This is a genomic window from Clostridium thermobutyricum, assembly GCF_000371465.1.
GTDB classification, from domain to species: domain Bacteria; phylum Bacillota; class Clostridia; order Clostridiales; family Clostridiaceae; genus Clostridium; species Clostridium thermobutyricum.
The window spans coordinates 2,731,017-2,754,329 of the sequence record NZ_KB850956.1 but is presented as its reverse complement, the minus strand read 5'-3'; the positions used below and the strand labels follow the sequence as shown (position 1 = coordinate 2,754,329).

Below are 23,313 nucleotides of genomic sequence, written 5' to 3'. Positions count from 1 at the left end.
ATTGGCTTGAAAAAGGTACTTTTTATATCTTCAACAGGTGGGCATTTATCAGAGCTTATGGAGCTTAAGCCACTATTTTCAAAATATGATTATCATATAATAACAGAAAAAACTGATACAACAATAAAGCTTAAAGATAAGTATAAAGGCAAGATAAATTACTTAGTTTATGGAGCTAGAAACTATATGTTTAGTTATTTATTTAAGTTTTCATATAACATAATAAAATCATTGATATTATATGCAAAGATAAGACCAGATGTAATAGTAACAACAGGTGCACATACTGCTGTTCCAATATGTTATATAGGAAAATTTTTTAAGAAAAAGATTATATTTATAGAGACATTTGCAAGAGTTAATTCTACTAGTATGTCAGGAAGAATGATTAATAAGATAGCAGATGTATTTATAGTTCAACATCCTGAAATGGAAAAGGTATATGAAAATGCAGTTTATAAAGGAGCGTTATATTAATGATTTTTGTTACTTTAGGAACACATGAATTAGGATTTAAAAGAATGCTTGAATACTTAGAAAAAATGGACATAGAAGAGGAAGTATTTATACAATCAGGTAATACTGAGTTTAAATCAGAAAAATATAAAATAACACAATTTTTATCACCAAGTGAATTTGAAGAGTGTATAGAAAAAAGTGATTTAATAATAACTCATGGAGGTGTTGGATCTATACTAACAGCTTTAAAGAGGAAAAAGAAAGTCATAGTAATGGCAAGACTTCAAGAGTATAATGAGCATAATGATAATCATCAATTAGAAATATGCGAAAAATTACAAAAAGATAATTATCTAATAAGTTGCAAAACATTTGAAGAGTTTAAAAATGCTATTGAAAACTATAAAAATATAGAACTTAAAGAGTACAAATTTGATAATAGTAACTTATTAAATTTTATAAGTGAAACAATAGATTCGATTTAATAATAAAGCTATTTTGCTTAAAAGCAGAATAGCTTTATTCTATTTATAAAAATAATATTATATGGGCAAATTAATATAAATTAAGTTTTAAGGAGTAAAAAATATGTATGACTTATTAGTTACACCTATTGATGAACATAATGATAGCATTATTATATTAATTAAAAAATATAAATTTAATAAAGTTATAGTCTTGGTAAATGATAATTGTAAAGATATATTGAAAGAGAATATTATTAGAGTTTCTAATGAGAATAATTCAGAGGTAGAATTTATAAAATCTAAAATAGATGATGTTTCTTTACTTAATAAACTAAAAGAAAACTATAATAATATACTTTTAAACTTAACTGGTGGGGAAAGGATACAATCTTTAAATCTTTTAAATTTTTCTATTAACAATAAAATAGAAAGTATTTATATAGATATTTTAGGAAAAAAGAAATATATTTTTGGAAAAAATAATGAAAAAGTCAATGAGCATTTATTAGATTTAAACATTGAAGATATGATTAAAGCTAGCGGAAATGAGATATTAGAAGATTCCTCAGATTTAATAAAAGAAAGATATATTTTAGATATAGCAAAAATTATTCATGAGAATATAGAGTTATGGAATAAGTACAAAAAGAGATTATATGATATAAATATATTTTCTCATTTTTATGGAGATACAAAAAAAGTAGTTATAAATCAAAAATTACTAGAAAAAGATGAGATAGAACTTCTAGAAAAAGTTCTTAAGTGGGCAGTTAATAAAAAGTTAATTGAGGTAAAAAGAGAGTTTGACAAAACAATTGTTTCTTTTAAAGATAAATATTTAAAAGGGTTTATTTTTAAGATAGGAACTTGGTTAGAAGTATTAACTGAATATGTTGTTAAAAGTATAGATGTAGTTGACCAAGTTAAAAGTGGAGTTGTTTTTACTTGGAATAAAAATGATGAAAATTTAAAAAATGAGCTAGATGTTGTTGCAATAAAAGATTCTAATATAGTAGTTATATCTTGCAAAGATAGTGAAAAATATAATGAAGTAGCTTTAAATGAATTAAAAGTTTATAGTGAAAGAATTGGTGGAGATAAATCAAAAAAAATATTAGTAGCTACAAAGCCACCAATTAAAGAAAGTATAATGGATAGAGCTAAAGAGATGGAAATAAATATTATTATATTAGATAAAGATTTAAATAAATTTAAGGAAGACTTAGAAAAAGCAATAAATAATTAGAAAAAAGCGTGTTATAAAACACGCTTTTTTTAATCAACTTTTCTTCCTATAGTTTCGCCCATTGATACTCTAGTTTCGTATCCAAGATTAGTTTGATCTAATATATCAGAATCTATTTTAACAGTATCTTTTTCAAAGAATAAAACTACTGTTGAACCTCCAAATTTAAAAAATCCTTTTTCGTCTCCTTTAGAAACTCTTGAGCCAGGTTCATATGTTTGAACTATTGTCCCAACGCAAGTTGCGCCAACTTCAACATATAAAATATCTTTAAAATTATCTGATTCAAATAAAGACCATTCTCTTTTATTTTCACAGAATAACTTAGGAATATTTTTTAATGCTATTGGATTTACTGAATAATATCTTCCTGGAATAAATGTAGATTTGGCAGTAACCCCAGAATCGATAAAATGATATCTATGATAATCAATTGGAGATAATCTAAAAATAATACAAGTTCCATTCTCAAACTTTTTTGCAACTTCGTCATTATTAATAAGTTCTCTAAGACTATAAGTAAAACCTTTTATTTGAACTAAGTTATCTAATTCTATGTTTTCATAAGCCAAAGCTCTTCCGTCAGCAGGTGATATTAAATCTTTTTCATTTTTAGAAAAAGGCCTAGCATTTGGTTTAAGTTTTCTAGTGAAAAAATCATTAAAATTTGAAAATTCTTTAGGCTTTTTTTTGCAAACATTCATATCTATATCAAAATCTCTTATAAAGTGCTTAATTTTTTTTCTACTAAATTTAGTGTCACAAAAAGCCCCATAGACTTTTGAGCAAAGTTTTTTCTTAAAAATAAGTTCTGTTAATTTTTTACCTTTTGGTGACTCATAACACCAAACTAAGTATTTTTTCCCAGCTATATTTTCTTCTTCATATTGCTTTGTTTTTCTATTATATACTAATAACATAGTAACTCCTTCATATACCCAATAAAACTATATTTAAATCATATAGTAAAGTAATATAATATGCAAGTTAGGAATATAATGTTAATTGTAATATTTAATATGAATTAAAATATTTAATGTTAATTATAATATTTAATATGAATTTGATATTACATCTATAATATTGTAAAATTAAATTATGTTCAAAAATTTCATGCGAAAACATGGATAAAGTTTTATAAAAAATGCTCATTAATTTAAATATTTATAATCGTATTTCGTTAAAACTAGTTAAAAAAATAACAAAGTTTGGATAACGAGGAACTGAATTGTATTCATGGAGGTAAGTTTAAAGGATGAAAAAATTATTTATCAATGACAGAGAAATCCAAGTTGAAGAGGGAACTACAATATTAGATGCAGCAAGACAAAATGGTATAGATGATATAGCAACTCTTTGTTACTTAAAAGATTGTAGTAATATAGGTAAATGTGGAGTATGTGCTGTAGAAGTAGAAGGGAAACCAAATTTAGCTTTAGCTTGTTTAACAAAAGTTGAAGATGGTATGGTAGTAAAAACTAATACTGAAAAAGTTCAAGAAAGAGTTAAGATGAGAATATCAACTATTTTAAATAAGCATGAATTTAAATGTGGTCCATGCCCTAGAAGAGAAAACTGTGAGCTTTTAAAATTAGTTATAAAGACTAAAGGAAGAGCAGCAGCCCCTTTCTTACCAGAAGATAGAGAAGCAAACGTTGATAGAAGAAGTAAATCAATAATAATTGACAGAAATAAATGTGTATTATGTGGAAGATGTCAAGCAGCTTGTAAGCAAAAGGCAGGAACTGAAATAATTCAAATAAGAAATGTAGATGGAGTTAGAATGGTATGTCCTCCAGATAATAAAAGTTTTGATGAAGCAAAATGCTTATTATGTGGACAATGTGTTGCTGCTTGTCCAGTAGGAGCTTTACAAGAACAATCACACTTAGATAGAGTTAAAAATGCTTTAGCAGATGAAGACAAGCATGTAATAGTTGCAATAGCTCCAGCTATAAGAACAGCTATGGGAGAACTATTCAAAATGGGTTACGGACAAGATGTAACAGGAAAATTATATGCAGCTTTAAGAAGATTAGGATTTAATAAAATATTTGATATTAACTTTGGAGCAGATATGACTATAATGGAAGAGGGAACAGAGTTACTTGAAAGAATCAAAAATAATGGCCCATTCCCAATGTTTACTTCATGTTGTCCAGGATGGATAAGAGAAGTTGAAAATTACTTCCCAGAATTTTTAGATAATTTATCATCAGCAAAATCACCTCAACAAGAGTTTGGTGCTGCAAGTAAGTCATATTATCCTTTAACTGAAGGTATAGATCCCAAAAGTGTATTTACTGTAACAATAATGCCTTGTACAGCTAAAAAGTTTGAAGCTGATAGAGAAGAAATGCAAAATGATGATTTAAGAAATATAGATGCAGTTTTAACAACAAGAGAATTAGCTAAATTAATAAAAGATGCTAAAATAGATTTTGCTAACTTAGAAGATGAAGAAGCAGATCCAGCTATGGGAGAATATACTGGAGCAGGAACTATCTTCGGAGCAACAGGTGGAGTTATGGAAGCGGCTCTTAGAACAGCTAAAGATTTATCAGAAAATGTTGATTTAGAAGAAGTTGAATATACTCAAGTTAGAGGATTAGATGGAATAAAAGAAGCTACTGTAACTTTATCAGGAAAAGAATATAATATAGCCGTAATTAATGGAGCTAAAAATATGTTTGAATTTGTTAAGAGCGGAAAAATGGATGAAAAGCAATATCACTTTATAGAAGTTATGGCATGTCCAGGAGGATGTGTAAATGGTGGAGGTCAACCACATGTAAATAACTTAGATAGAGAAAGAATAGATATTAGAGCTGTAAGAGCATCAGTTTTATATAATCAAGATAAAGTTCTAACTAAGAGAAAATCACATAAAAATGCTGCATTATTAAAAATGTATGATTCATATATGGGTAAACCAGGACATGGTAAAGCTCATGAATTATTACATCATAAGTATACAAAATAATTTTATAATGTATTAAATTGAGAGCTATATGAAGGCTGGATAAGTATTTCTAGGCTTTATATAGCTCTATTTTTATAAATAAGGGGGATTAAGATATGAAGATACTAGCGAGTGATATGGATGGAACATTAGTTGTAAATGATGAAATAAATCCTAAAGATATACAAGCTATAGATAAATTAAAAAAAGAAGGTCATAAATTGGTTGTTTCTACAGGAAGAACGTTAAAAGGAATGGATAATATTTTTCAAAAATATAAGGTGCCTTATGATTATATGGTTTTATGTAATGGTGCTTTAATAATTGATAGAGATAAAAAAATAATATATAGAGATTCAATAAAGAATGAAAAGATAAAAAAAATTATAAAAGCTTTTGAAGGAAAAGAAAATATTATGATGTATATGGATGATGGAGAAAGTTTTTATTTAATACAAAATGATAATGCTAAGAAAAATGAGATAAAATTTTTTGATAGCATAAATTATACAAAAATATCTGCTCAAGATGCTTTAAAATTAGATCAAGATTTTATAATGGCAAGTGTATTTGCGACAGATAGAGAAGTCTTTAGAGCAATAGAAGCTAAAAAAATATTAGATGAAATATTAGATGAAAAAGAAAGCTGTAGAAATGAATTTTTTGTTGATATAATTGCTTCTGGATGTTCAAAAGGAAAAGGATTAGAACAATTGCTTAAAATAGAGAATAAAGAAATAGAAGATTTATATGCAATAGGTGATTCATTTAATGATATATCAATGTTCGAATTAACTAAAAATAGTTACACATTTAATAGGGCAGAAGATGAAGTTAAAAAGCATGCCCAAAATAATGTTGACTATATTTATGAAGTCGTAGATGACATTTTAAATAAAAGATAAATATTATTTCATATTAAGTTATATAATATTGAAAAAAAGGCACCTCATATTTATAATAAATATGGGGTATTTTAACAAAATTTAAAAATACAATTAATAAAATACACATATAATTAATATGGCTAATTATTTAATATTTGTATTAAAAACGGGAGGAGGTGGGTTAGATTTGAATCTTATAAATAAAAAGTTAGAAAACTTAAATTTTCCAATAATAGCTGTTATATTAGCAGCACTAATAGGTATAAATACTTTATTTATAAAGCCTATAGTTGGAATGGCTAATAACGGAGACTATTTCAGAATCATGGTATCAAATAATTTATATTATTTGAGAGAAGGACCTAATCATGAGCCTGAGTATTTTAAATATTTTCAGCCCTATTATGGGGTAAATAATTTTTATAATGAACAAAAAAAATTATTGGTGTCTACTCAATCTTTATTAATAAAACCAGCAATGCTTTTAGATAGATTAATAACTGGTAATGATAAAGTTTTTGATTTAAGATTCTTAAGTGGATTATTGTTAGTATTTCAATTAATAGCTACTTATTTAATTATTAAAGTATTTTGTAGTTATTTACGGACTGGAATAGGTAAAGCAGTAATAACATCTATGTATTTGTTTGTATTTATGGATACAGGCTATATAGCATATTTAAATTCTTTATTTGGAGAAGGAGTTAACATTCCTTTTTTTCTGTTAAGTATAGGAATACTACTCTATATGATAAGATTTAAAAAATTTAATTGGTATATGATTCTTTTATTCTCTTTTACTACTTTTATATTCTTTGGAGCAAAACAACAATTAGCTCCAGTTGGGATATTAGTTGCAATTTTACTTTTTAGATTTATGTATTATAAAAGAAATTTAGAAGTAAAAGTAGTTTCTATATCATTAATAGTTCTATTAGCAGCTTCGAGTGTATATTTATATAGCGCAATAAAAGGTGATTTCCAATATATAAATAAATATCATGCATTAAATAGGGGTATATTATTAGAAAATAATAATCCAGATAATGCACTTAAAAGCATTGGTATAAATGAGCAGTATTCATTGCTTGAGAATACTATATACTTTAATTCGGTTACTCAAGTTAATCTAAAAAATAAAGATTTAATAAAAAATTATTATGACAAACTTGGAGTAGGAGCAATAATAAAATATTATATTTTTCATCCAAAAGATATGATAAAGATGTTAAAGTTAGGATTTAATAATGCTTATCAAATTAGACCACATGAACTTGGAAATTATACAAAAGATTCAGGTAAGCCACCAGTATCTAGAAGTTATTTTTGGTCAGGTTGGAGTTACTTTAAATATAAATTTATTCCTAATAATTTAGTAGCGTCATTAGCTTATATAGGGATTTTCTTTTATTTTTCTATAAAAAGATATTATAGAGCATATAAAGATGGAGATGATGATACAAGATTTACTGAAGAAGTTTATTACTATATTTTTCTTATAGGAATAAGTCAGATTGCAGCATCTTTAATTGGAGCTGGGGACGCCGACTTAGCAAAACATGAATTTATGTATAATATGACATTTGATTTCTTATTTTTAGTTTGTATAAAGAACTTAATATTAAAAATTGAAAGAAGGTGGTTAAAAGATGGAGAAATTGGACATTAGAAAAAAAATTGACTTAATAATAACGCTAATGACTGTTTTCTTTTTTGCATTAGGTCTTACATTTAGTATGTTTGAATTTAAGTCTAGTTATGAAAACTATATAATGTTTTTAATACTTATGATAGTTTGTATAGTAAGTTATTATTTGGGAGTTACAGTATCATTGGTACTGACATTAGTGGTAGATTTTGCTTATATAAGTGTGAAAATTTATCAATTTTTTATGTCAGGAACTTTAGCTAATGTAGAAACATATTATTGGCTTATAATGATAGTATTAGCAGCCCTTGTATCATCACAGTTATCAAAGAATATTGTTGAATTACAATATGAAAATTCAGAATTAAAGGATAAAAATCAAAAACTTGTAATGATTGATTCTGAGGTAGGTATAAGAAATATGAAAGCTTTCATGAATGAAATGCCTATTTATATAAGTATGGTAAAAAGACATAGAACCATTCCTTTAACTTTAATGGTTACAAGAATAAAATATAGTAAAAATATCAGAAAAATAATAGGTGATGAAGAATACGGTAAGCTAATAAAGCTAATAGGAACAAAAACATCAGATATGTTACGAGATGAAGATAGAAAATATATTTTGAGTGATGATACTTTTGCATATATTTTAATAACAGATGAAAATGGATCAAATATAGTAAAAAATAGAATGAAACAAAGAATTGATGAAATAGTAATTGAAGAAAGCAAAGTACTTGGTGGAGTTAAAGTAGAAATCCAAGTTGGAGTTTGTGAATGGAAAGAAGAAATAAATAATTCCATAGAATTTTTAAGATTAGCAGAAAGTGAATTAGATTACGATGTTTAAAAAAATAAGTATAACCTTTTTGTTAATGATTATGGTAGCAATACTTTTACCAAGTTATAAAGCATTTGGAGATACTATAAATAAAGTTTTAGTTATATATGATTCTTATAATATTTATGGTCAAAATGATAACATTTTAAATGAAATCAATAATGACTTAATGCTTAATAATGTTCAAGTATCATTAGAAAATATGAATAATATAGATGATAAAAATTTAGATAATTATTCTAAAATAGTATTTTTAAATTGTAATACAGAAAATTTTAATCAAAATTTTATAGATAAAATAAATAAAGTATCTAATAAACTTATATATATATCTAACATAACTAATGAGAAGATAAAGTATTCTAATTCATTATCAATAGATTATTTGAAAAACAATAGTTTTAAATTTAAACAGGATTTAATTGAATATACTTTAGGTAAAAATGTTCAATCAAATAAATTTTTAATGATAAATAATGTAAATCCTTTTATAAATCTAAATGACCTTGTGGCTAAGATAAAATATTTAAATGAACAAGGTATACCTTTTATATTGAATACAATCCCAGTATTTGAAAATCCAAATTTTGATGCTATGAAACGATTCACTGAAGTTTTAAGATATGCACAAGCTTCTGGAGGATATATAGTTTTGAGTTGTCCATATATTGAAAATGAAAATGCAACATCAGAGGAAATTTTTAATCCTATGGAAGAGGGATATAAAAATTATATAAATTATTTAGTTTATCCAATAGCTATTTCTATGCCAAGATATTTATTGTATAGAAATGATATGAAGCAATATGTTGAAAAATCTAATACTATATTTATAGAAAACTCAAATGTAGGAATGATTAATTTTGGATTTAAAAATGCAACATTTAAAAATGTAATAAACCAAATTCAATATAAAGAAATAGATTATAAAAATATAAATTCTAATTTAGGAAATATAGCTATAACTATAGAAAACTCTACTTCTTTAAATGAATTTAAAGAAGATGTTCAGAATTTAATTAATAATGGAATATTTTTTAACTCTCCAACGATATTAGATTCTAATATAAATATAAATGGAGTAGATGTAACTTGTAGTAATAGAGGATTATATTCAAATAATAAAGATGTACAACAAAATACTTATATATCTAATAAAGATTTAGAAAAAGGAAATACCTCAAACCAAGTAAGTACTGATAATAAACAAATAGATATATCAAAAATAAGTAATAAGGTTATGCTTCTTGCGTTTATTGCATGTGTTTTATTTATAATAATAACAATCTTAAGCAGAAGGATTGATAAAAGGAAGTACTTTAAATAGAAAAGGGGGTACTTATGGCAGATTATTTAGCTATATATTCATTAATAGTAATATGGGTAATAATTTTTATAAATGTGGTTCTTGTTGTAGCAGGATATATTTATTATGAGAAAGTTCAAAAAGTTGAATTAAAAGAAGAGTTAGAGTATTATCCTTTTGTTTCTGTTATGGTTCCAGCTCATAATGAAGCTGTAGTTATTGATAAGACTGTTAAATCACTATTAAATTTATCTTATCCTAAAGATAGATATGAAATAATAGTAATAAATGATAATTCAAGTGATAATTCAGCTGAAATATTAAAAAGGATACAAGATAATAATAAAGATAGAAATCTTATAGTAATAAATACAGATAGTGTAAATGGTGGTAAAGGAAAATCAAATTCGTTAAATATAGGATTTGAAAAAAGTAAAGGAGAGTTACTTGCTATTTATGATGCAGATAATACTCCAGAAAAAAATGCATTAAAATATTTAGTTCAAACAATATTAGAAGATGATAAATTAGGTGCTGTTATTGGGAAGTTTAGATGTAGAAATAAGAATGTAAATTTACTAACTAAATTTATTAACATAGAAACACTTACTTTTCAATGGATGGCGCAAGCTGGAAGATGGCAATTATTTAACTTATGTACTATACCAGGAACTAACTTTGTTATAAGACGTTCTATAATAGAAAGTATGGGAGGTTGGGATACTAAGGCAGTTACAGAGGATACAGAAATAAGTTTTAGAATGTATAGAATGGGTTATAAAATTAAATTTATGCCTAAAGCAATAACATGGGAGCAAGAACCTCAAACATTAAATGTTTGGATTAGACAAAGAACTAGATGGGCTAAAGGAAATACCTATGTTGTAGTTAAAAATTTTAAATATCTATTTAAAAGAAATGCAGGTGTAACTAGATTTGATATACTTTATTATTCAATGACATATTTTTTATTCTTATCAGCAAGTATTCTTTCAGACTCTTTATTTTTATTAGGATTGCTTGGAGTTATACATTTAGATATAACAGGATATAGCACATTATTTTGGTTTATGGCAATATTAGTTTTTATAATGTCTATTCAAGTTGCTATATCAACAGAAAAAGGAGAGCTTAATATGCAGAATGCTGGAATAACATTTATTATGTATTTTGTTTATTGTAAATTATGGGCTGTAGTAGCAGCTTTAGGATTTTATAATTATATGAAAGATACGATATTGAAAAGAGAGGCAAAATGGTATAAGACTGAAAGGTTTTAAAGAAGGAGGGATTATATATGAAAAAACGACTTATGCATATATTTTTAACCTTAGGAATATGTGCAGTATTTGTTTTAATGAGTAGTAGCGTGATAGCAAGTGCAGCACCAAATAATGATAATCAAAAAACTTTTTCTTTAAATTCGGATATAGTATTTAGAGGAGATTTTTCATCACATGAGATATATTTTAATGTTAGTAAGTGGTGGGATGTAAGTGGAGCAGAACTTCAGGTTAATTATACTAGAAGTCAAATAAGTACTCAGAATGCTCAAACATTTTTTGTTTTTTATATAAATAATATTCCTTTTAGGTCACAAGAGATTTTTTATAAAGAAAATGATGAGGTTCAAACACTTAAAATTAATGTTCCTACGAGACTTTTAAAAAGTGGAAATAATACATTAAAGATAGAAGCATATATGAGAATATCAGATTTACCTTGTGTAGATGATGTAAACCCAGCTAACTGGGCTACCATAAATAAAGGTACAGGTATAACCGTAAGTTTTAATAATAAACTAGCTAATGATAATATTGGAAATTTTCCATATCCTTATTTAAAAGAAAATAATAATCCACAAGTTAATACTCAAATAGTAGTTCCAAATAATTATAAAGATTATGATGTTTCAAATGCTTTAATGATGCAATCTTATTTAAGTAGATTATTTACAACAGGAGATTATAATGGAACTATTGTAAAAGAAAATGATATAAATAAAAATAATAATATAATTTATATAGGTAGTTATAATGATTTACCAGCAGAACTTAAAAAATCAGTTGGTAGCGTAAATGGAATTGATTTTAATAAAGAAGCTTTAATACAACAAGTAAATTCGCCATATAGCAATAATCAAAATATAAAAGCATTAATGATTTTATCAGATAATCAAGATATGATCTCTAAAGCTGTAAGACTTATGATGAATTCTTCATTAGTTATGCAATTAGATTCACCTAGATATATTGTTAATGATAATGTAAAAGAACTTCAAGAAATTCAAGGTGATAAAGATACATTAACTATGCAAGATCTAGGATCAGATAGTATTTATCTTCAAGGTCCTTTTACTAGGTCAGTTAATTTAGGATATAAAATGCCTAAAAATAAAGTTTTAGCATCTGGTGGAAAAATTCATTTAAATATGAGATATTCACAAAATCTAGATTTTAATAAAGCTTTAGTTACTGTTTATATAAATAATGTACCAGTTGGAAGTAAAAAGTTAAGTTATGATAAAGCAAATGGGGATACACTTGAACTTACAATTCCAAGAGATATTCCTAATTCAGCCTATTTAAACATAGAAATATCATTTGATTTAGCTATGACAAATACATGGTGTGAAAAAAGACAGGAAAAAACTCCTTGGGCATATGTAACTCCAGATTCATATATTTACTTACCATCAGTTCAATCTAAAGATTATAATTTCCAAAGGTACCCTAACCCATATGTAGAAAATTATGCTTTCAACAATGTATTAGTTGTAACACCAGATAATATGAATTCAACTGATTTAACTAAGTTAGGAAACATGTTTGCATTAATGGGAACAGGAACAAAATATAATACAGGAAATATTACTGTAGAAAGTGGAAACTCAGTTGGAGATTTAGTAAATGATAGTAACTTAATAGTATATGGAACACCAAGTAATAATCCTTTTATAAAGAAAATAAATAATGATTTATGGTTTAAATATAATTCAAATTACACTGGATTTGAATCTAATGCGAAACAATATTTAACAACACCATTTAATGAAAATATAACAACTTTCCAAATGTGTAAATCACCATTTAATAATCAAAGAGGAATGCTTGTAATAACATCTCCTAAAGATAAAAACTTACAAGATGCAACTTTATATTTAAGTGATTCAAAGAAAATATTGGATTTAACAGGAGATTCTGCGATAGTAGATCAATATGGAAATCTACAAAACTTCCAAATGATAAAACCAGAAAATAATGCTCCTAGCTTTGATATGTTTAAGCAAAGTAATTTATTAACTAAAGGATTAATGGGACTTTTAGTTTTAATAATAGTTTTAGTTGGAGTTTCAATATTCCTATACTTAAATAAATATAAAAAAGAAGATAAAAATGATTCTGATGATATACCTTATAGAAAAAGGTTTAAAAGAAGATAAAAGAAAAATAAACTACTTCAAAGATTGAAGTAGTTTATTTTTTTATCTAAAGTGTGAAAAAAATTATAATTTCATAATCATTTCATATTAGAAGAATATTATAAAATTAAAATTTATGGAGGTTTTAAAAATAAAAAGGTGAATATATTAATTTAAAAGATATTTGGAAATTAAAGGGGGAAAGGAATAGAATGGGGATAAAATTATTTTCTAAGAAAATATATGATAGTGAAATAAAAAAGAATAAGTCATTTATATTAATGATGACTGCCACAATAATATTTATGTATGGAATTATAAGTATTTACTATAATGAAAATATATATCCAAATGTAAGAGAATTTAAACAAATTAGTTATCGGGATCAAGCTCATAATTTAGTTGAATTTGAGTATCCTGTTGAAGGATTAATGAGAACAAATTTATTTTTTATTTTAGCTGTTGCAACGGCTGTTGTTATATTATGTACTTTTAAATATATAAGAGAAAAAAGCAAAAATATTGCATGCATAATGTATAGCGGAGGAGGATATAGAGAAGCTTTTAAATTTTTGGTTTACACTAGTTTGAAAAGTTTTTCAATAGCTACTATATTAGGTGTGTTAATAGGAATACTCATTTCTCCTATAAATAATTTTATTATATATAAAATAGTTCAAAATGAAGGAAGTCTATTTACATTTAACTTAGAAGGCTTTTTAAATGTGTTGTTATTCATTATTATCCAGTTTTCAACTATAGTAAAGATAAACTTTGGATATATATATAGAAAAGATGTTATGGGTCTTATAAATATAGACGGGGCAAAAACTCTTGATGATAAAAGAGTAATAAAAATACCTAATATAATCTATATAATTTTATATGTTCTACCTCTGTTTTACATGCTGACCTTCCCAGATTACAAAGATGCAGGAAAAATAAGTTTGGTATTAAGTATAATAAGTATGCTTGTACTACACGGATTTATAAAATATGGATTAGACGGAATTTATAGAAGTTTAAAAAAGAGAAAGTTTATGTATAAAGGTACGAGAATATTATATATAAGCAATTCAGTTAAAACTATAAAAGAATCCTATGTATATATATTACTATTGATGTTAACAATGTTAAGCGCTGCATACACTATGCTTGGAGTATTAGACTTTACAGGTATGAAGGAAATTATACTTATTTGTATAATGGGGTCAAGTATAGTTATATCTCTTTCTGTAGGATATAAATTTATAGTTGAAGCAAGAGAAATAGAATCTAGAGCAAAACAAATAAGGCTACTTGGATTTTCAAATGAAAGTATATTAAGTTGTGTAACAAAAGAGATAATTTTAACTTTTACATTAACTAATATAATACCTTTAATGATTTTAGCTTCAACTATCTATATATTTACAATATCAGGATTATTAAGTTTTAAATTTGGAGCTAGTTTAATATTAAGTATTTTGATTCCTTCAAATGTTATTGGAGTAATCTGTTCATTTTTATGTAAAAATAAAATCAGTGATAATTTAGAGATATATGATAAAAAGAATTAAAAGAAAAATTGATAGGTATAAATTTAAGGGGGATATAAATGGAGAATATAATAAGTGCAAAAAATATATATAAATTTTATGGAGAATATGATGGTAAATTTGAAGCATTAAAAGATATAAATTTAGATATTAAAAGAGGGGAATTTATAGGAATAATGGGACCGTCAGGCTCTGGAAAAAGTACACTTATAAACATATTATCAACTTTAGATAATCATACTAAAGGTAATTTATTTATAAATGGACAAGATATAAGTAAAATAAATAATAAAGAATTAAGTGATTTTAGAATGAAAAATATAGGATTTATTTTTCAGAATCATAATCTTTTAGATACTTTAACAAATAGAGATAATATTTTAACTCCTTTAATAATTGCTGAAAAAGGTAGAGATGAGAGTAATAGAATAGTTGTAGAACTTGCAAAAAAGCTTGGGATAGAAGAGCTTTTGGACAAATATCCAAGTGAATGTTCAGGAGGACAAAGAAGAAGAGTTGCGATAGCAAGAGCACTTAGTAATAAACCTAATATAATAGTTGCAGATGAGCCAACAGATTCTTTAGATGTAAAAATGGCAATGGAAGTAATAGAAACTCTTAAAAGGCTTAATATAGAAGATGGAATGACAGTAATTTTAGTAACTCATGACCAGCTTATAGGAAGCTATTGTGATAGAGTAGTTTTAGTAAAAGACGGCAAATTAGAAAATGAAATAGTTAGAGAATATAAAAATGGGGAAGAACAAATAGAGTTTTATAGGAAGGTAGTAAATTTAACATCAAAAAATATTGAAGATTTACTTGGGGTTATATAAGCTTGACTTTAAGGATTGCATAAATGCAATCCTTAAGCTAGTTTGAGGAGGAATTTATGAGAATAGGGATGAGGGTTAAAATTTTCTTTTTTACAGTAATCATATCTTTAATATTTATTTTATTTGCAAGATTAACTTTAATTGAAATAATCCCAAATAAATATAGAGAGTCTAAAGAAGAAGTAATACATAACAAAATATCATTTATTATTAATTCGGTTCAAGAAAATAGTGATAATAAAAAGGATGAAATTATCGCAAATATAAAAAAGTTAAAAGAAACAGTAGATTTTATAGAAGATATACAAATTTTAAAAAATGAAGATTTAGATTTATCAAGTTTTAGTTTTAAAAGTTATGGAACTTATAATATAGGGTATTATAATGGAAATAAATTTGAAAAAAATCAAATTGTATACTCTTTAAATCAAATTGATATGATTATAAAAATTATAACAAATGACATTTCTGAAGAAGAATTAAAAGCTTCAATGGTATTAGCTTTTAAATTGGTAAGCATATTTTTATTTATATTTGCTTGTATATTTTCTATTTTAATAAGCAAACTGATAACTAATAAAGCAAATAATATAAATAAATTATCAAGAAAAATGCTTGAAGGAGATTTTGATACGATATTAAGCAAAGATATAATTACAGATGAATTTGATGATTTAGTAGAAACGATAAATGAGTTAACTAAAGAATTTGGAAGAAATTTTAGAGATTTAGAAAGAGAAAAACTTTATAAAAAGCAATTAATGCTTAGCCTTTCTCATGAAATAAAAACTCCAATAGGAGGATTGAATGGGATATTAGAAGGAATGCTAGATAATATACTACCATATACAAATAGAGATAAATATATAAGAGAATGTAGAAAGCTATCATCAAGATTAGGACAAATAGCAAATGAAATGTTAGATGTTACAAAACTTGATTCAGTTCCAACAGGTAGAGAAGAAGTTTGTGTAAGAATAATGGTAGAAGAAATTGTAGAAGGACTTAGCTCCATAGCATTAAGCAAAGGTGTAGAAGTTATTATTGATTTAGATTATAGAATATCTATATTTACTGATGAAAGAATTTTTAAAAGAGGTATAACAAATATAATTGAAAATGCTATAAAATATAGTAACTCAAATAGTAATGTAATGATAACATCTAATGGATTTAAAATAGATTTTTATAATGAATGTGATAGCTTAACTAAAGAGGATTTAGATTTTGTATTTAATCCTTTATATAGGGGAAGTAATAGGAAAGGTGTAAATGGAAGAGGAATTGGATTATATATAGTTAAAGAATGTTTTACAGCTTTAAATATATCTCATAAAATTGAAAATTATAAAAAAGGTGTTTTATTTAGAATAGATTTAAAAGGGGAAGAAAAATGGGATTAAAAATATTAATATTAGAGGATGACAAGTACTTAAATGAAATAATAAAAAGTTATATTCTAAGTAAAGGATATATTGTAACAAATGTTTTTGATGCAGAAGAAGCAAAAAGTGCTATATATAAACAGATATTTGATTTATATATATTAGATATTATGGTTCCAAAAGGGAATGGAATAGATATACTAAATAATATTAGGGATATGACAGATAATCCGGTCTTAATAATAACAGCATTAGATAGTGAAAATACTGAAATAAAAGCTTTTGAAAAAGGAACTGATGATTATATAAGAAAACCATTTTCTCCTAATAAATTATTGATTAGAATAGAAGCTATTTTAAGAAGAGCAAATAAATTAACTAATGATGAAATATTATTTAAAGATTATAAAATAAATTTAAAAAATTATAATGTTAATTATAAAGGTGAGGATTTATGTGTTTTAAAAAAGGAATTTGATATTCTGAAAATATTGATTGAAAATAAAGGGATAATACTTTCAAGAGAAAAAATATTAGATAAAGTATGGGGATATGATTATTTTGGAAATGATAGAGTTGTTGATGCTCAAATAAAAAATTTAAGAAAAAAATTAAAAACTGATATTATAAAAACTGTTAAAGGAATAGGTTATATAATAGAAGATTAAAAAAGGTGCCTAAAGGCACCTTTTAATTTATAGATTTAAATCTAAATACTCATCATAAGACATTGTTCTGTCAACTATTGATCCATCTTCTTTAATATCAATTATTCTATTTGCTATAGTTTGAATAAACTCGTGGTCATGTGAAGCAAATAATACAACACTACTGAAGTCTTTAAGACCATTATTTACAGAAGTTATTGATTCAAGGTCTAAGTGGTTAGTAGGTTGGTCTAACATAAGAACATTAGCATTTGAAAGCATCATTCTTGAAAGCATACATCTAACCTTTTCTCCTCCTGATAATACAGAAGCTTCTTTTAATGCTTCTTCTCCTGAGAATAACATTCTTCCTAAGAATCCTCTTATATAACTTTCAGCTTTTTCATCTGAATATTGTCTAAGCCAATCAACTAATGAAAGGTGACAATCATTAAAGTATTCAGAGTTATCTTTTGGGAAGTAAGCTGTTGTTATAGTTATACCCCATTTAAAAGTACCAGCATCAGCTTCCATTTCTCCATTTAATATTTTGAAAAGAGTTGTTATAGCTATTTCATTGTCTCCAATTAAAGCTATCTTATCTCCTTTATTAACTCTAAAGCTAACATTATCTAAAACTTTAACTCCATCAATAGTTTTAGTTAATCCTTCTACTGTTAATATATCATTTCCAACTTCTCTTTCTGGTTTAAAACCAACGAAAGGATATCTTCTAGTTGAAGGTTGGATATCTTCTAAAGTTATTTTATCTAAAAGTTTTTTACGAGAAGTCGCTTGCTTAGATTTTGAAGCATTAGCACTAAATCTAGCAATGAAGTCTTGTAATTCTTTAATTTTTTCTTCTTTTTTCTTATTTTGGTCTTTAGCCATTTGAAGAGCAAGTTGGCTTGATTCATACCAGAAATCATAGTTACCAACATAAATTTTAATTTTTCCGAAGTCAACATCAGCCATTTGAGTACAAACTTTATTTAAGAAGTGTCTATCGTGAGATACAACGATAACTGTTCCTTCAAAGTTTATTAAGAACTCTTCAAGCCAGTTTATTGATTTTATGTCTAAGTGGTTTGTAGGCTCATCTAGGATAAGTACTCCTGGGTTACCAAATAAAGCTTGAGCTAAAAGAACTTTAACTTTTTCAGCACCAGTTAATTCAGACATTTTTTTATAATGAGCATCAGTTCCTATTCCTAAACCTTGTAATAAAGATGAAGCTTCAGATTCTGCTTCCCATCCATTAAGTTCAGCAAATTCACCTTCAAGTTCAGAAGCTTTTATTCCATCTTCATCCGTAAATGGATCTCTAGCATAAATTTCATCTTTTTCCTTCATTATTTGGTATAATCTCTTATTACCCATGATTACAGTTTCAAGAACTTCAAATTCATCAAATTTAAAGTGGTCCTGAGATAAAACTGACATTCTAACATTAGGAGCTAAACTTACATCTCCAGTGTTAGGTTCAATTTCTCCTGAAAGTATTTTAAGGAAAGTACTCTTACCTGCTCCATTTGCTCCGATTACTCCATAGCAGTTTCCTGGAGTGAACTTTAAGTTAACATCTTCAAATAACTTACGTCCACCAAATCTTAAACTAACATTTGATACAGTTATCAATATTATTCAACCTCATTTCATAAAATTTCGTTATTTGATTATTATAACATATAAGCTTTAAAAATGAATAGAATTAACTTCAATTATGTTGACAAGCTATTTTATGAAATGGTAAAATTAAATCATATAAGGTTGGAATAATTAGTCATGTTCACTGCATTAACCTAAAGTTAATATAGAAAAATTTGACGATATAGAGAGTCCCACATAGTTAGCTATGTGGTATTTTTATGTCTTAAAATAGGGCCATTTTTACTACTTAATTTTTAAGAAGTAAAAATGGTCTTTTTTTATATTAAATAGAATATAAGTTAAATAAAGCAGGAGATTATAAGGAGATTTATGGGAAATTTATTTAATTTAAATTCTAATATTTTTAAAGGAGCTAAAGAAGGAAAACTATCTAGCGTAATTTTCACTTTACTATCACCAGTGATAATTATCATTTTGTCATCTATTCCTGTAACTTTAATCGGACGAGCTATTTTTAGTTTTGTTAAAGATATAAAGTTTATACAAACATATATGTATCAAATAATGCTTATCTTAAATACTGGCTCAGCAATTATAATTTGTTTTTTAATAGTTAAATTCAAAGAAAAAAGAAGCATAAAAGGAATGGGATTTGGGTTAAGAAAAAAAATAGTATCTGATTATTTAGAAGGCTTTGCTTTAGGAATAATAATGATAGGAATAGCTTGGATAGGAATAATACTATTTGGTAATTCTTTATTTGAATTACAATTAAAAAATATATCAAAAGCTAGTTTTATAATGCCATTTTTATTAATGCTGTTAGCTTGGATAATACAAGGGGCATCTGAAGAAATTATGTTAAGAGGATATATGTTACCTGTCCTTGGTGTTAAAGTTGGTCCTAAATTTGCAATATGTGCATCTTCACTTATATTTAGTGGATTACATTTATCAAACAATGGAATTACACCATTATCTATAATTAATTTAGTTTTATTTGGAGTCTTTGCAGCTTTTTATGCAATAAAAAATGAAAATCTATGGGGAATATGTGCTCTTCATAGTTCATGGAATTTTGCACAACAAAATATATTTGGAACATTAGTAAGTGGTGGAGCAGTATATGATAGCTCTCTAATTATTACAACATATTTAGAAAATAATTTTATTAATGGAGGAACATTTGGACCAGAAGGAGGAATTATGGTTACTATAGTATTAGTAGTAGCTATAACAGTTCAAATTCTTCAATCAAGAAAGAAATAAATATATTTTATTCAGAATAAATTATTTATAATTAAATTCTTATAAATTTGATTAATATATTTTTATAGATTAAAATTAAAAAATATATTAGTAACTTATATGGAGATGATTAAAATGCAAAAAACAAATGCAATGAGAATTTTAGATAAAAATAAAATAGAATATACTGCATTAGAATATGATGCTAGTGATGGTCATATAGATGGAGCTGCTGTTGCTAAAAAAACAGGTCAAGCACCAGAAACTGTTTATAAAACTCTAGTTACAATGGGAAATTCAAAAAATCTTTATGTATTTGTTATACCAGTACTTTGTGAATTGGATTTAAAGAAAGCTGCTAAAGTATCTGGTGAAAAAAAAGTAGAAATGATACATGTTAAAGATATAAATAAATTTACAGGATATATCAGAGGGGGATGTTCTCCAATTGGTATGAAAAAGGAATATAAAACTTTCTTCCAAAAAGATGCTTTAGAACTTGAAAAAGTAGTATTTAGTGGCGGAAAAATAGGATTACAAATAGAAATGAATCCAAAAGATTTAGAAAAAGCAATAAGAGTAGAATTTTGTGAAATTATTAAATAAAAAAACCTCAATGAATTTAAATTCATTGAGGTTTTTTTATTTAAAAAGCATACGCGATTCTTTAGAATTTATTTCAACTATTTTATAGAAAAATTCGCTTTGAGATAAATTTTCTCTTAAAAGCTCCTGTTCTATCTTTCCATCCCTTAAGAAGATAACTCTTTTTCCATAACTAGCAATCATATTATCATGAGTTACCATAATTATAGTTTTGTTTTCTTTTTCATTTAAATCTTTTATTATAGAAAGAATCTCATGCGAGTTTTGTGAGTCAAGATTCCCAGTTGGTTCATCAGCAAGAATTAATTCTGGATTATTTACTAATGCTCTTGCAATAGATATTCTTTGAACTTGTCCACCTGAACACTCAGAAGGATATTTCGATAGTAAATGTTCTATACCTACTTTTTTAGAAATTTCGGTTACTATTTCATTTACTTCAGCAGAAGTTTTATTTCCAGAAACACTTAAGGGTAATGATATATTTTCTAAAACAGTTAAATTATGAAGGACATTAAAATTTTGAAATATAAAACCTAATTCTTTAGATCTAAAATTTGATATTTCATGCGTTAGAAGCTTATTAATATTTGTTCCATTAATAAAAACTTTACCTTTTGTAGGAATATCTATTGTGGAAATAGTATTTAATAGAGTACTTTTTCCAGAACCAGAAGGCCCCATTATTATAGTAAATTCTCCTTTTTTTACTGTAAAATTAATTTTATCTAAAGCAACAGTTTGTATAATTTTATTAACTTTTTCAGTTCTTTCTATTCTTATTGATGGTAGTTTTCTTTCGTAAATTTTACATAAATCAATACATTCAATAACATTCATAAAAATACCCCTTTAACTATTTTGATTTAACAAACTAATACCATAAACATAAATAATAGAAGTCGATATTAAAAATAATCCTATATAAGAACCTAAAAATATTAAAGAAAGCCCTAAGTTAAATCCTAAATTCAATACTAAAAATGCTATATATACAGAAGTTATAAATAGTGGTAATACTAATAAAGTACCGTAAAGTAGAAATATTTTATCTTTAATTATTTTAAGTAAATCTTTTTTAGAATACCCTAAAACTATTAGAGTTTTTAATGCTTTAATCTCATCAATTAAGAAAGAAAGTCCATAAAAAATTATCATAAATGTTACAAGTAATATACAAACTAAAAAACTTAAAGTGATAAATTTAAAAATTAATGAGCTTCCTTCTAATAATATTGGAATTATAGGAAATGATGTACTTATACTTAGTAGAGCTAAGAAAACTATTTTATTTTTTTCAAGAGAAGTCTTGAAATTACTTAATACGATAATATTTGTTTTATGATTTAAATACTTTCTTTTCTTTATCTTATCTATGTAAAGAGGTAGAAAAGTATTATAAAATAATAAACTTCCTAAAATAGGAATCATAAATATATAAGAGCTAAGTTCTTTTAAGTCCTTAAGTATATCAGGTGGTATAAAGAATATAATAAAAATTGAAAACATAAGTACAAAACACATATAATGTTTTAGTTTTAGAGTTTTTTCATATCTTTTTGATACAAATTGTTTTTTTTCATTAATTCCTAATAATGCTTTTATATCATTTCTGTAGCCAAATCCTTGATTTATTAAACCTAATATAATTGTTTGAAGACATGCAAATAAAAAACAATAAATTAATGAGTTTAAAGAAATAGAAAATTTAAAATAACCAAAAATAAAAATATTAAGTATTGGAGAGATAAATATACCTAAAATTGTTCCTAAACAATATCCAATACAATTTAAGATAGCCGTTTGAATAGTTAAAAGAAAACCAAGTTTATATGGTGATGCACCGCTTAATACTTGGATTGCTAATTCATTACTTTTTATTCTTATAAGATAATTATTTGCATGATAAAGGACAAAAAATGAAACTGATAAAATAATTATTAACAAAGTACTAGTTAACATTGTTTCTATGCTATTTGTAGAAATTTCATTTGCAATTAAAGTAAGGTTAGTAAAATTTAAAATCAAGGCAGAAACTAAAGTTAAAATAGTGATAAATAAACTAGTTTCTTTACCACTTCTCTTAAGTAAGGTTAGAGTAAGTTTAATGCTATTATTCATGAATATCTCCTTTCTATTTAAAAGTTTTTGTTTTTTTATGTATCAAATAAAAATGTATGTAATAAATTATATTCTATAAAA

At 25.3% G+C, this 23,313-nt stretch carries 20 protein-coding genes; 16 read left to right on the top strand and 4 right to left on the bottom strand.

Features of this window, described 5'->3' with window-relative positions; all coding sequences use genetic code 11:
• Positions 1-6: 6 nt before the first annotated feature.
• The 3 genes from pssD (at position 7) to HMPREF1092_RS12885 (ending at position 2,172) form a co-directional block, all read left to right on the top strand.
• Positions 7-477 (top strand): PssD/Cps14F family polysaccharide biosynthesis glycosyltransferase, encoded by a 471-nt coding sequence (gene pssD / locus HMPREF1092_RS12895; RefSeq protein ID WP_002599112.1) that lies wholly within the window; start codon positions 7-9, stop codon positions 475-477.
• Positions 477-944, top strand: coding sequence for a PssE/Cps14G family polysaccharide biosynthesis glycosyltransferase (pssE, locus tag HMPREF1092_RS12890; RefSeq protein ID WP_002599111.1), 468 nt, complete (start codon positions 477-479; stop codon positions 942-944). Before pssD ends, pssE begins: the two co-directional genes overlap by 1 nt.
• A 103-nt stretch (positions 945-1,047) precedes the next feature.
• Positions 1,048-2,172, top strand: coding sequence for a Card1-like endonuclease domain-containing protein (locus HMPREF1092_RS12885; RefSeq protein WP_002599110.1), 1,125 nt, complete (start codon positions 1,048-1,050; stop codon positions 2,170-2,172).
• A gap of 29 nt (positions 2,173-2,201) precedes the next feature.
• Here HMPREF1092_RS12885 and HMPREF1092_RS12880 read toward each other — a convergent pair whose 3' ends face one another.
• A complete protein-coding gene (locus HMPREF1092_RS12880; RefSeq protein ID WP_002599109.1) occupies positions 2,202-3,092 on the bottom strand; it encodes a phosphatidylserine decarboxylase in 891 nt (296 codons plus the stop codon).
• Between the two features lie 335 nt (positions 3,093-3,427).
• On the opposite strand from HMPREF1092_RS12880, the gene HMPREF1092_RS12875 reads away from it, so the two are divergent.
• The 11 genes from HMPREF1092_RS12875 (at position 3,428) to HMPREF1092_RS12825 (ending at position 17,667) form a co-directional block, all read left to right on the top strand.
• The gene (locus HMPREF1092_RS12875) at positions 3,428-5,155 is read left to right on the top strand and encodes a ferredoxin hydrogenase (RefSeq protein ID WP_002599108.1); all 1,728 of its coding nucleotides are present in this window, start codon (positions 3,428-3,430) and stop codon (positions 5,153-5,155) included.
• A gap of 95 nt (positions 5,156-5,250) precedes the next feature.
• Positions 5,251-6,039 carry a Cof-type HAD-IIB family hydrolase gene (locus HMPREF1092_RS12870; protein ID WP_002599107.1) on the top strand — a complete coding sequence of 263 codons (789 nt, stop codon included), beginning with the start codon at positions 5,251-5,253 and terminating at the stop codon, positions 6,037-6,039.
• Between the two features lie 169 nt (positions 6,040-6,208).
• Positions 6,209-7,690, top strand: coding sequence for a glycan biosynthesis hexose transferase WsfD (gene wsfD / locus HMPREF1092_RS12865; RefSeq protein WP_040413733.1), 1,482 nt, complete (start codon positions 6,209-6,211; stop codon positions 7,688-7,690).
• A complete protein-coding gene (locus tag HMPREF1092_RS12860) occupies positions 7,671-8,522 on the top strand; it encodes a diguanylate cyclase domain-containing protein (protein ID WP_002599105.1) in 852 nt (283 codons plus the stop codon). The genes wsfD and HMPREF1092_RS12860 overlap by 20 nt, the downstream gene beginning before the upstream one ends.
• Positions 8,515-9,840, top strand: a complete 1,326-nt coding sequence (locus tag HMPREF1092_RS12855; protein WP_040413732.1) for a DUF2334 domain-containing protein — start codon at positions 8,515-8,517, stop codon at positions 9,838-9,840. The genes HMPREF1092_RS12860 and HMPREF1092_RS12855 overlap by 8 nt, the downstream gene beginning before the upstream one ends.
• 14 nt (positions 9,841-9,854) lie before the next feature.
• Complete coding sequence (locus HMPREF1092_RS12850) at positions 9,855-11,099, top strand: glycosyltransferase family 2 protein (protein ID WP_002599103.1); 1,245 nt, start codon at positions 9,855-9,857, stop codon at positions 11,097-11,099.
• Positions 11,100-11,116: 17 nt separating this feature from the next.
• Positions 11,117-13,261 carry a cellulose biosynthesis cyclic di-GMP-binding regulatory protein BcsB gene (locus HMPREF1092_RS12845; protein ID WP_002599102.1) on the top strand — a complete coding sequence of 715 codons (2,145 nt, stop codon included), beginning with the start codon at positions 11,117-11,119 and terminating at the stop codon, positions 13,259-13,261.
• A 191-nt stretch (positions 13,262-13,452) separates the two neighbouring features.
• Positions 13,453-14,799 (top strand): hypothetical protein, encoded by a 1,347-nt coding sequence (locus HMPREF1092_RS12840; RefSeq protein ID WP_002599101.1) that lies wholly within the window; start codon positions 13,453-13,455, stop codon positions 14,797-14,799.
• A gap of 38 nt (positions 14,800-14,837) precedes the next feature.
• Positions 14,838-15,614, top strand: coding sequence for an ABC transporter ATP-binding protein (locus tag HMPREF1092_RS12835; protein WP_002599100.1), 777 nt, complete (start codon positions 14,838-14,840; stop codon positions 15,612-15,614).
• 56 nt (positions 15,615-15,670) lie between these two features.
• Positions 15,671-17,017, top strand: coding sequence for a HAMP domain-containing sensor histidine kinase (locus HMPREF1092_RS12830; protein WP_002599099.1), 1,347 nt, complete (start codon positions 15,671-15,673; stop codon positions 17,015-17,017).
• Positions 17,008-17,667: a response regulator transcription factor gene (locus HMPREF1092_RS12825; protein ID WP_002599098.1), complete on the top strand. Its 660-nt coding sequence runs from the start codon at positions 17,008-17,010 to the stop codon at positions 17,665-17,667. The genes HMPREF1092_RS12830 and HMPREF1092_RS12825 overlap by 10 nt, the downstream gene beginning before the upstream one ends.
• A gap of 27 nt (positions 17,668-17,694) precedes the next feature.
• Here the strand turns inward: HMPREF1092_RS12825 and HMPREF1092_RS12820 are convergent, their stop codons facing one another.
• Positions 17,695-19,284: an ABC-F family ATP-binding cassette domain-containing protein gene (locus HMPREF1092_RS12820; RefSeq protein ID WP_002599097.1), complete on the bottom strand. Its 1,590-nt coding sequence runs from the start codon at positions 19,282-19,284 to the stop codon at positions 17,695-17,697.
• A 342-nt stretch (positions 19,285-19,626) separates the two neighbouring features.
• On the opposite strand from HMPREF1092_RS12820, the gene HMPREF1092_RS12815 reads away from it, so the two are divergent.
• Positions 19,627-20,526: a CPBP family intramembrane glutamic endopeptidase gene (locus tag HMPREF1092_RS12815; protein WP_002599096.1), complete on the top strand. Its 900-nt coding sequence runs from the start codon at positions 19,627-19,629 to the stop codon at positions 20,524-20,526.
• A 105-nt stretch (positions 20,527-20,631) separates the two neighbouring features.
• Entirely contained in the window at positions 20,632-21,111 is a 480-nt protein-coding gene (gene ybaK / locus HMPREF1092_RS12810; protein WP_080023603.1) for a Cys-tRNA(Pro) deacylase, read from the top strand.
• Positions 21,112-21,147: 36 nt separating this feature from the next.
• On the opposite strand, the gene HMPREF1092_RS12805 is transcribed toward ybaK, so the two are convergent.
• Both HMPREF1092_RS12805 and HMPREF1092_RS12800 read right to left on the bottom strand, forming a co-directional pair.
• A complete protein-coding gene (locus HMPREF1092_RS12805) occupies positions 21,148-21,951 on the bottom strand; it encodes an ABC transporter ATP-binding protein (RefSeq protein WP_002599094.1) in 804 nt (267 codons plus the stop codon).
• A 12-nt stretch (positions 21,952-21,963) separates the two neighbouring features.
• A complete protein-coding gene (locus tag HMPREF1092_RS12800) occupies positions 21,964-23,232 on the bottom strand; it encodes an FtsX-like permease family protein (protein ID WP_002599093.1) in 1,269 nt (422 codons plus the stop codon).
• Between the last annotated feature and the right edge of the window lie 81 nt (positions 23,233-23,313).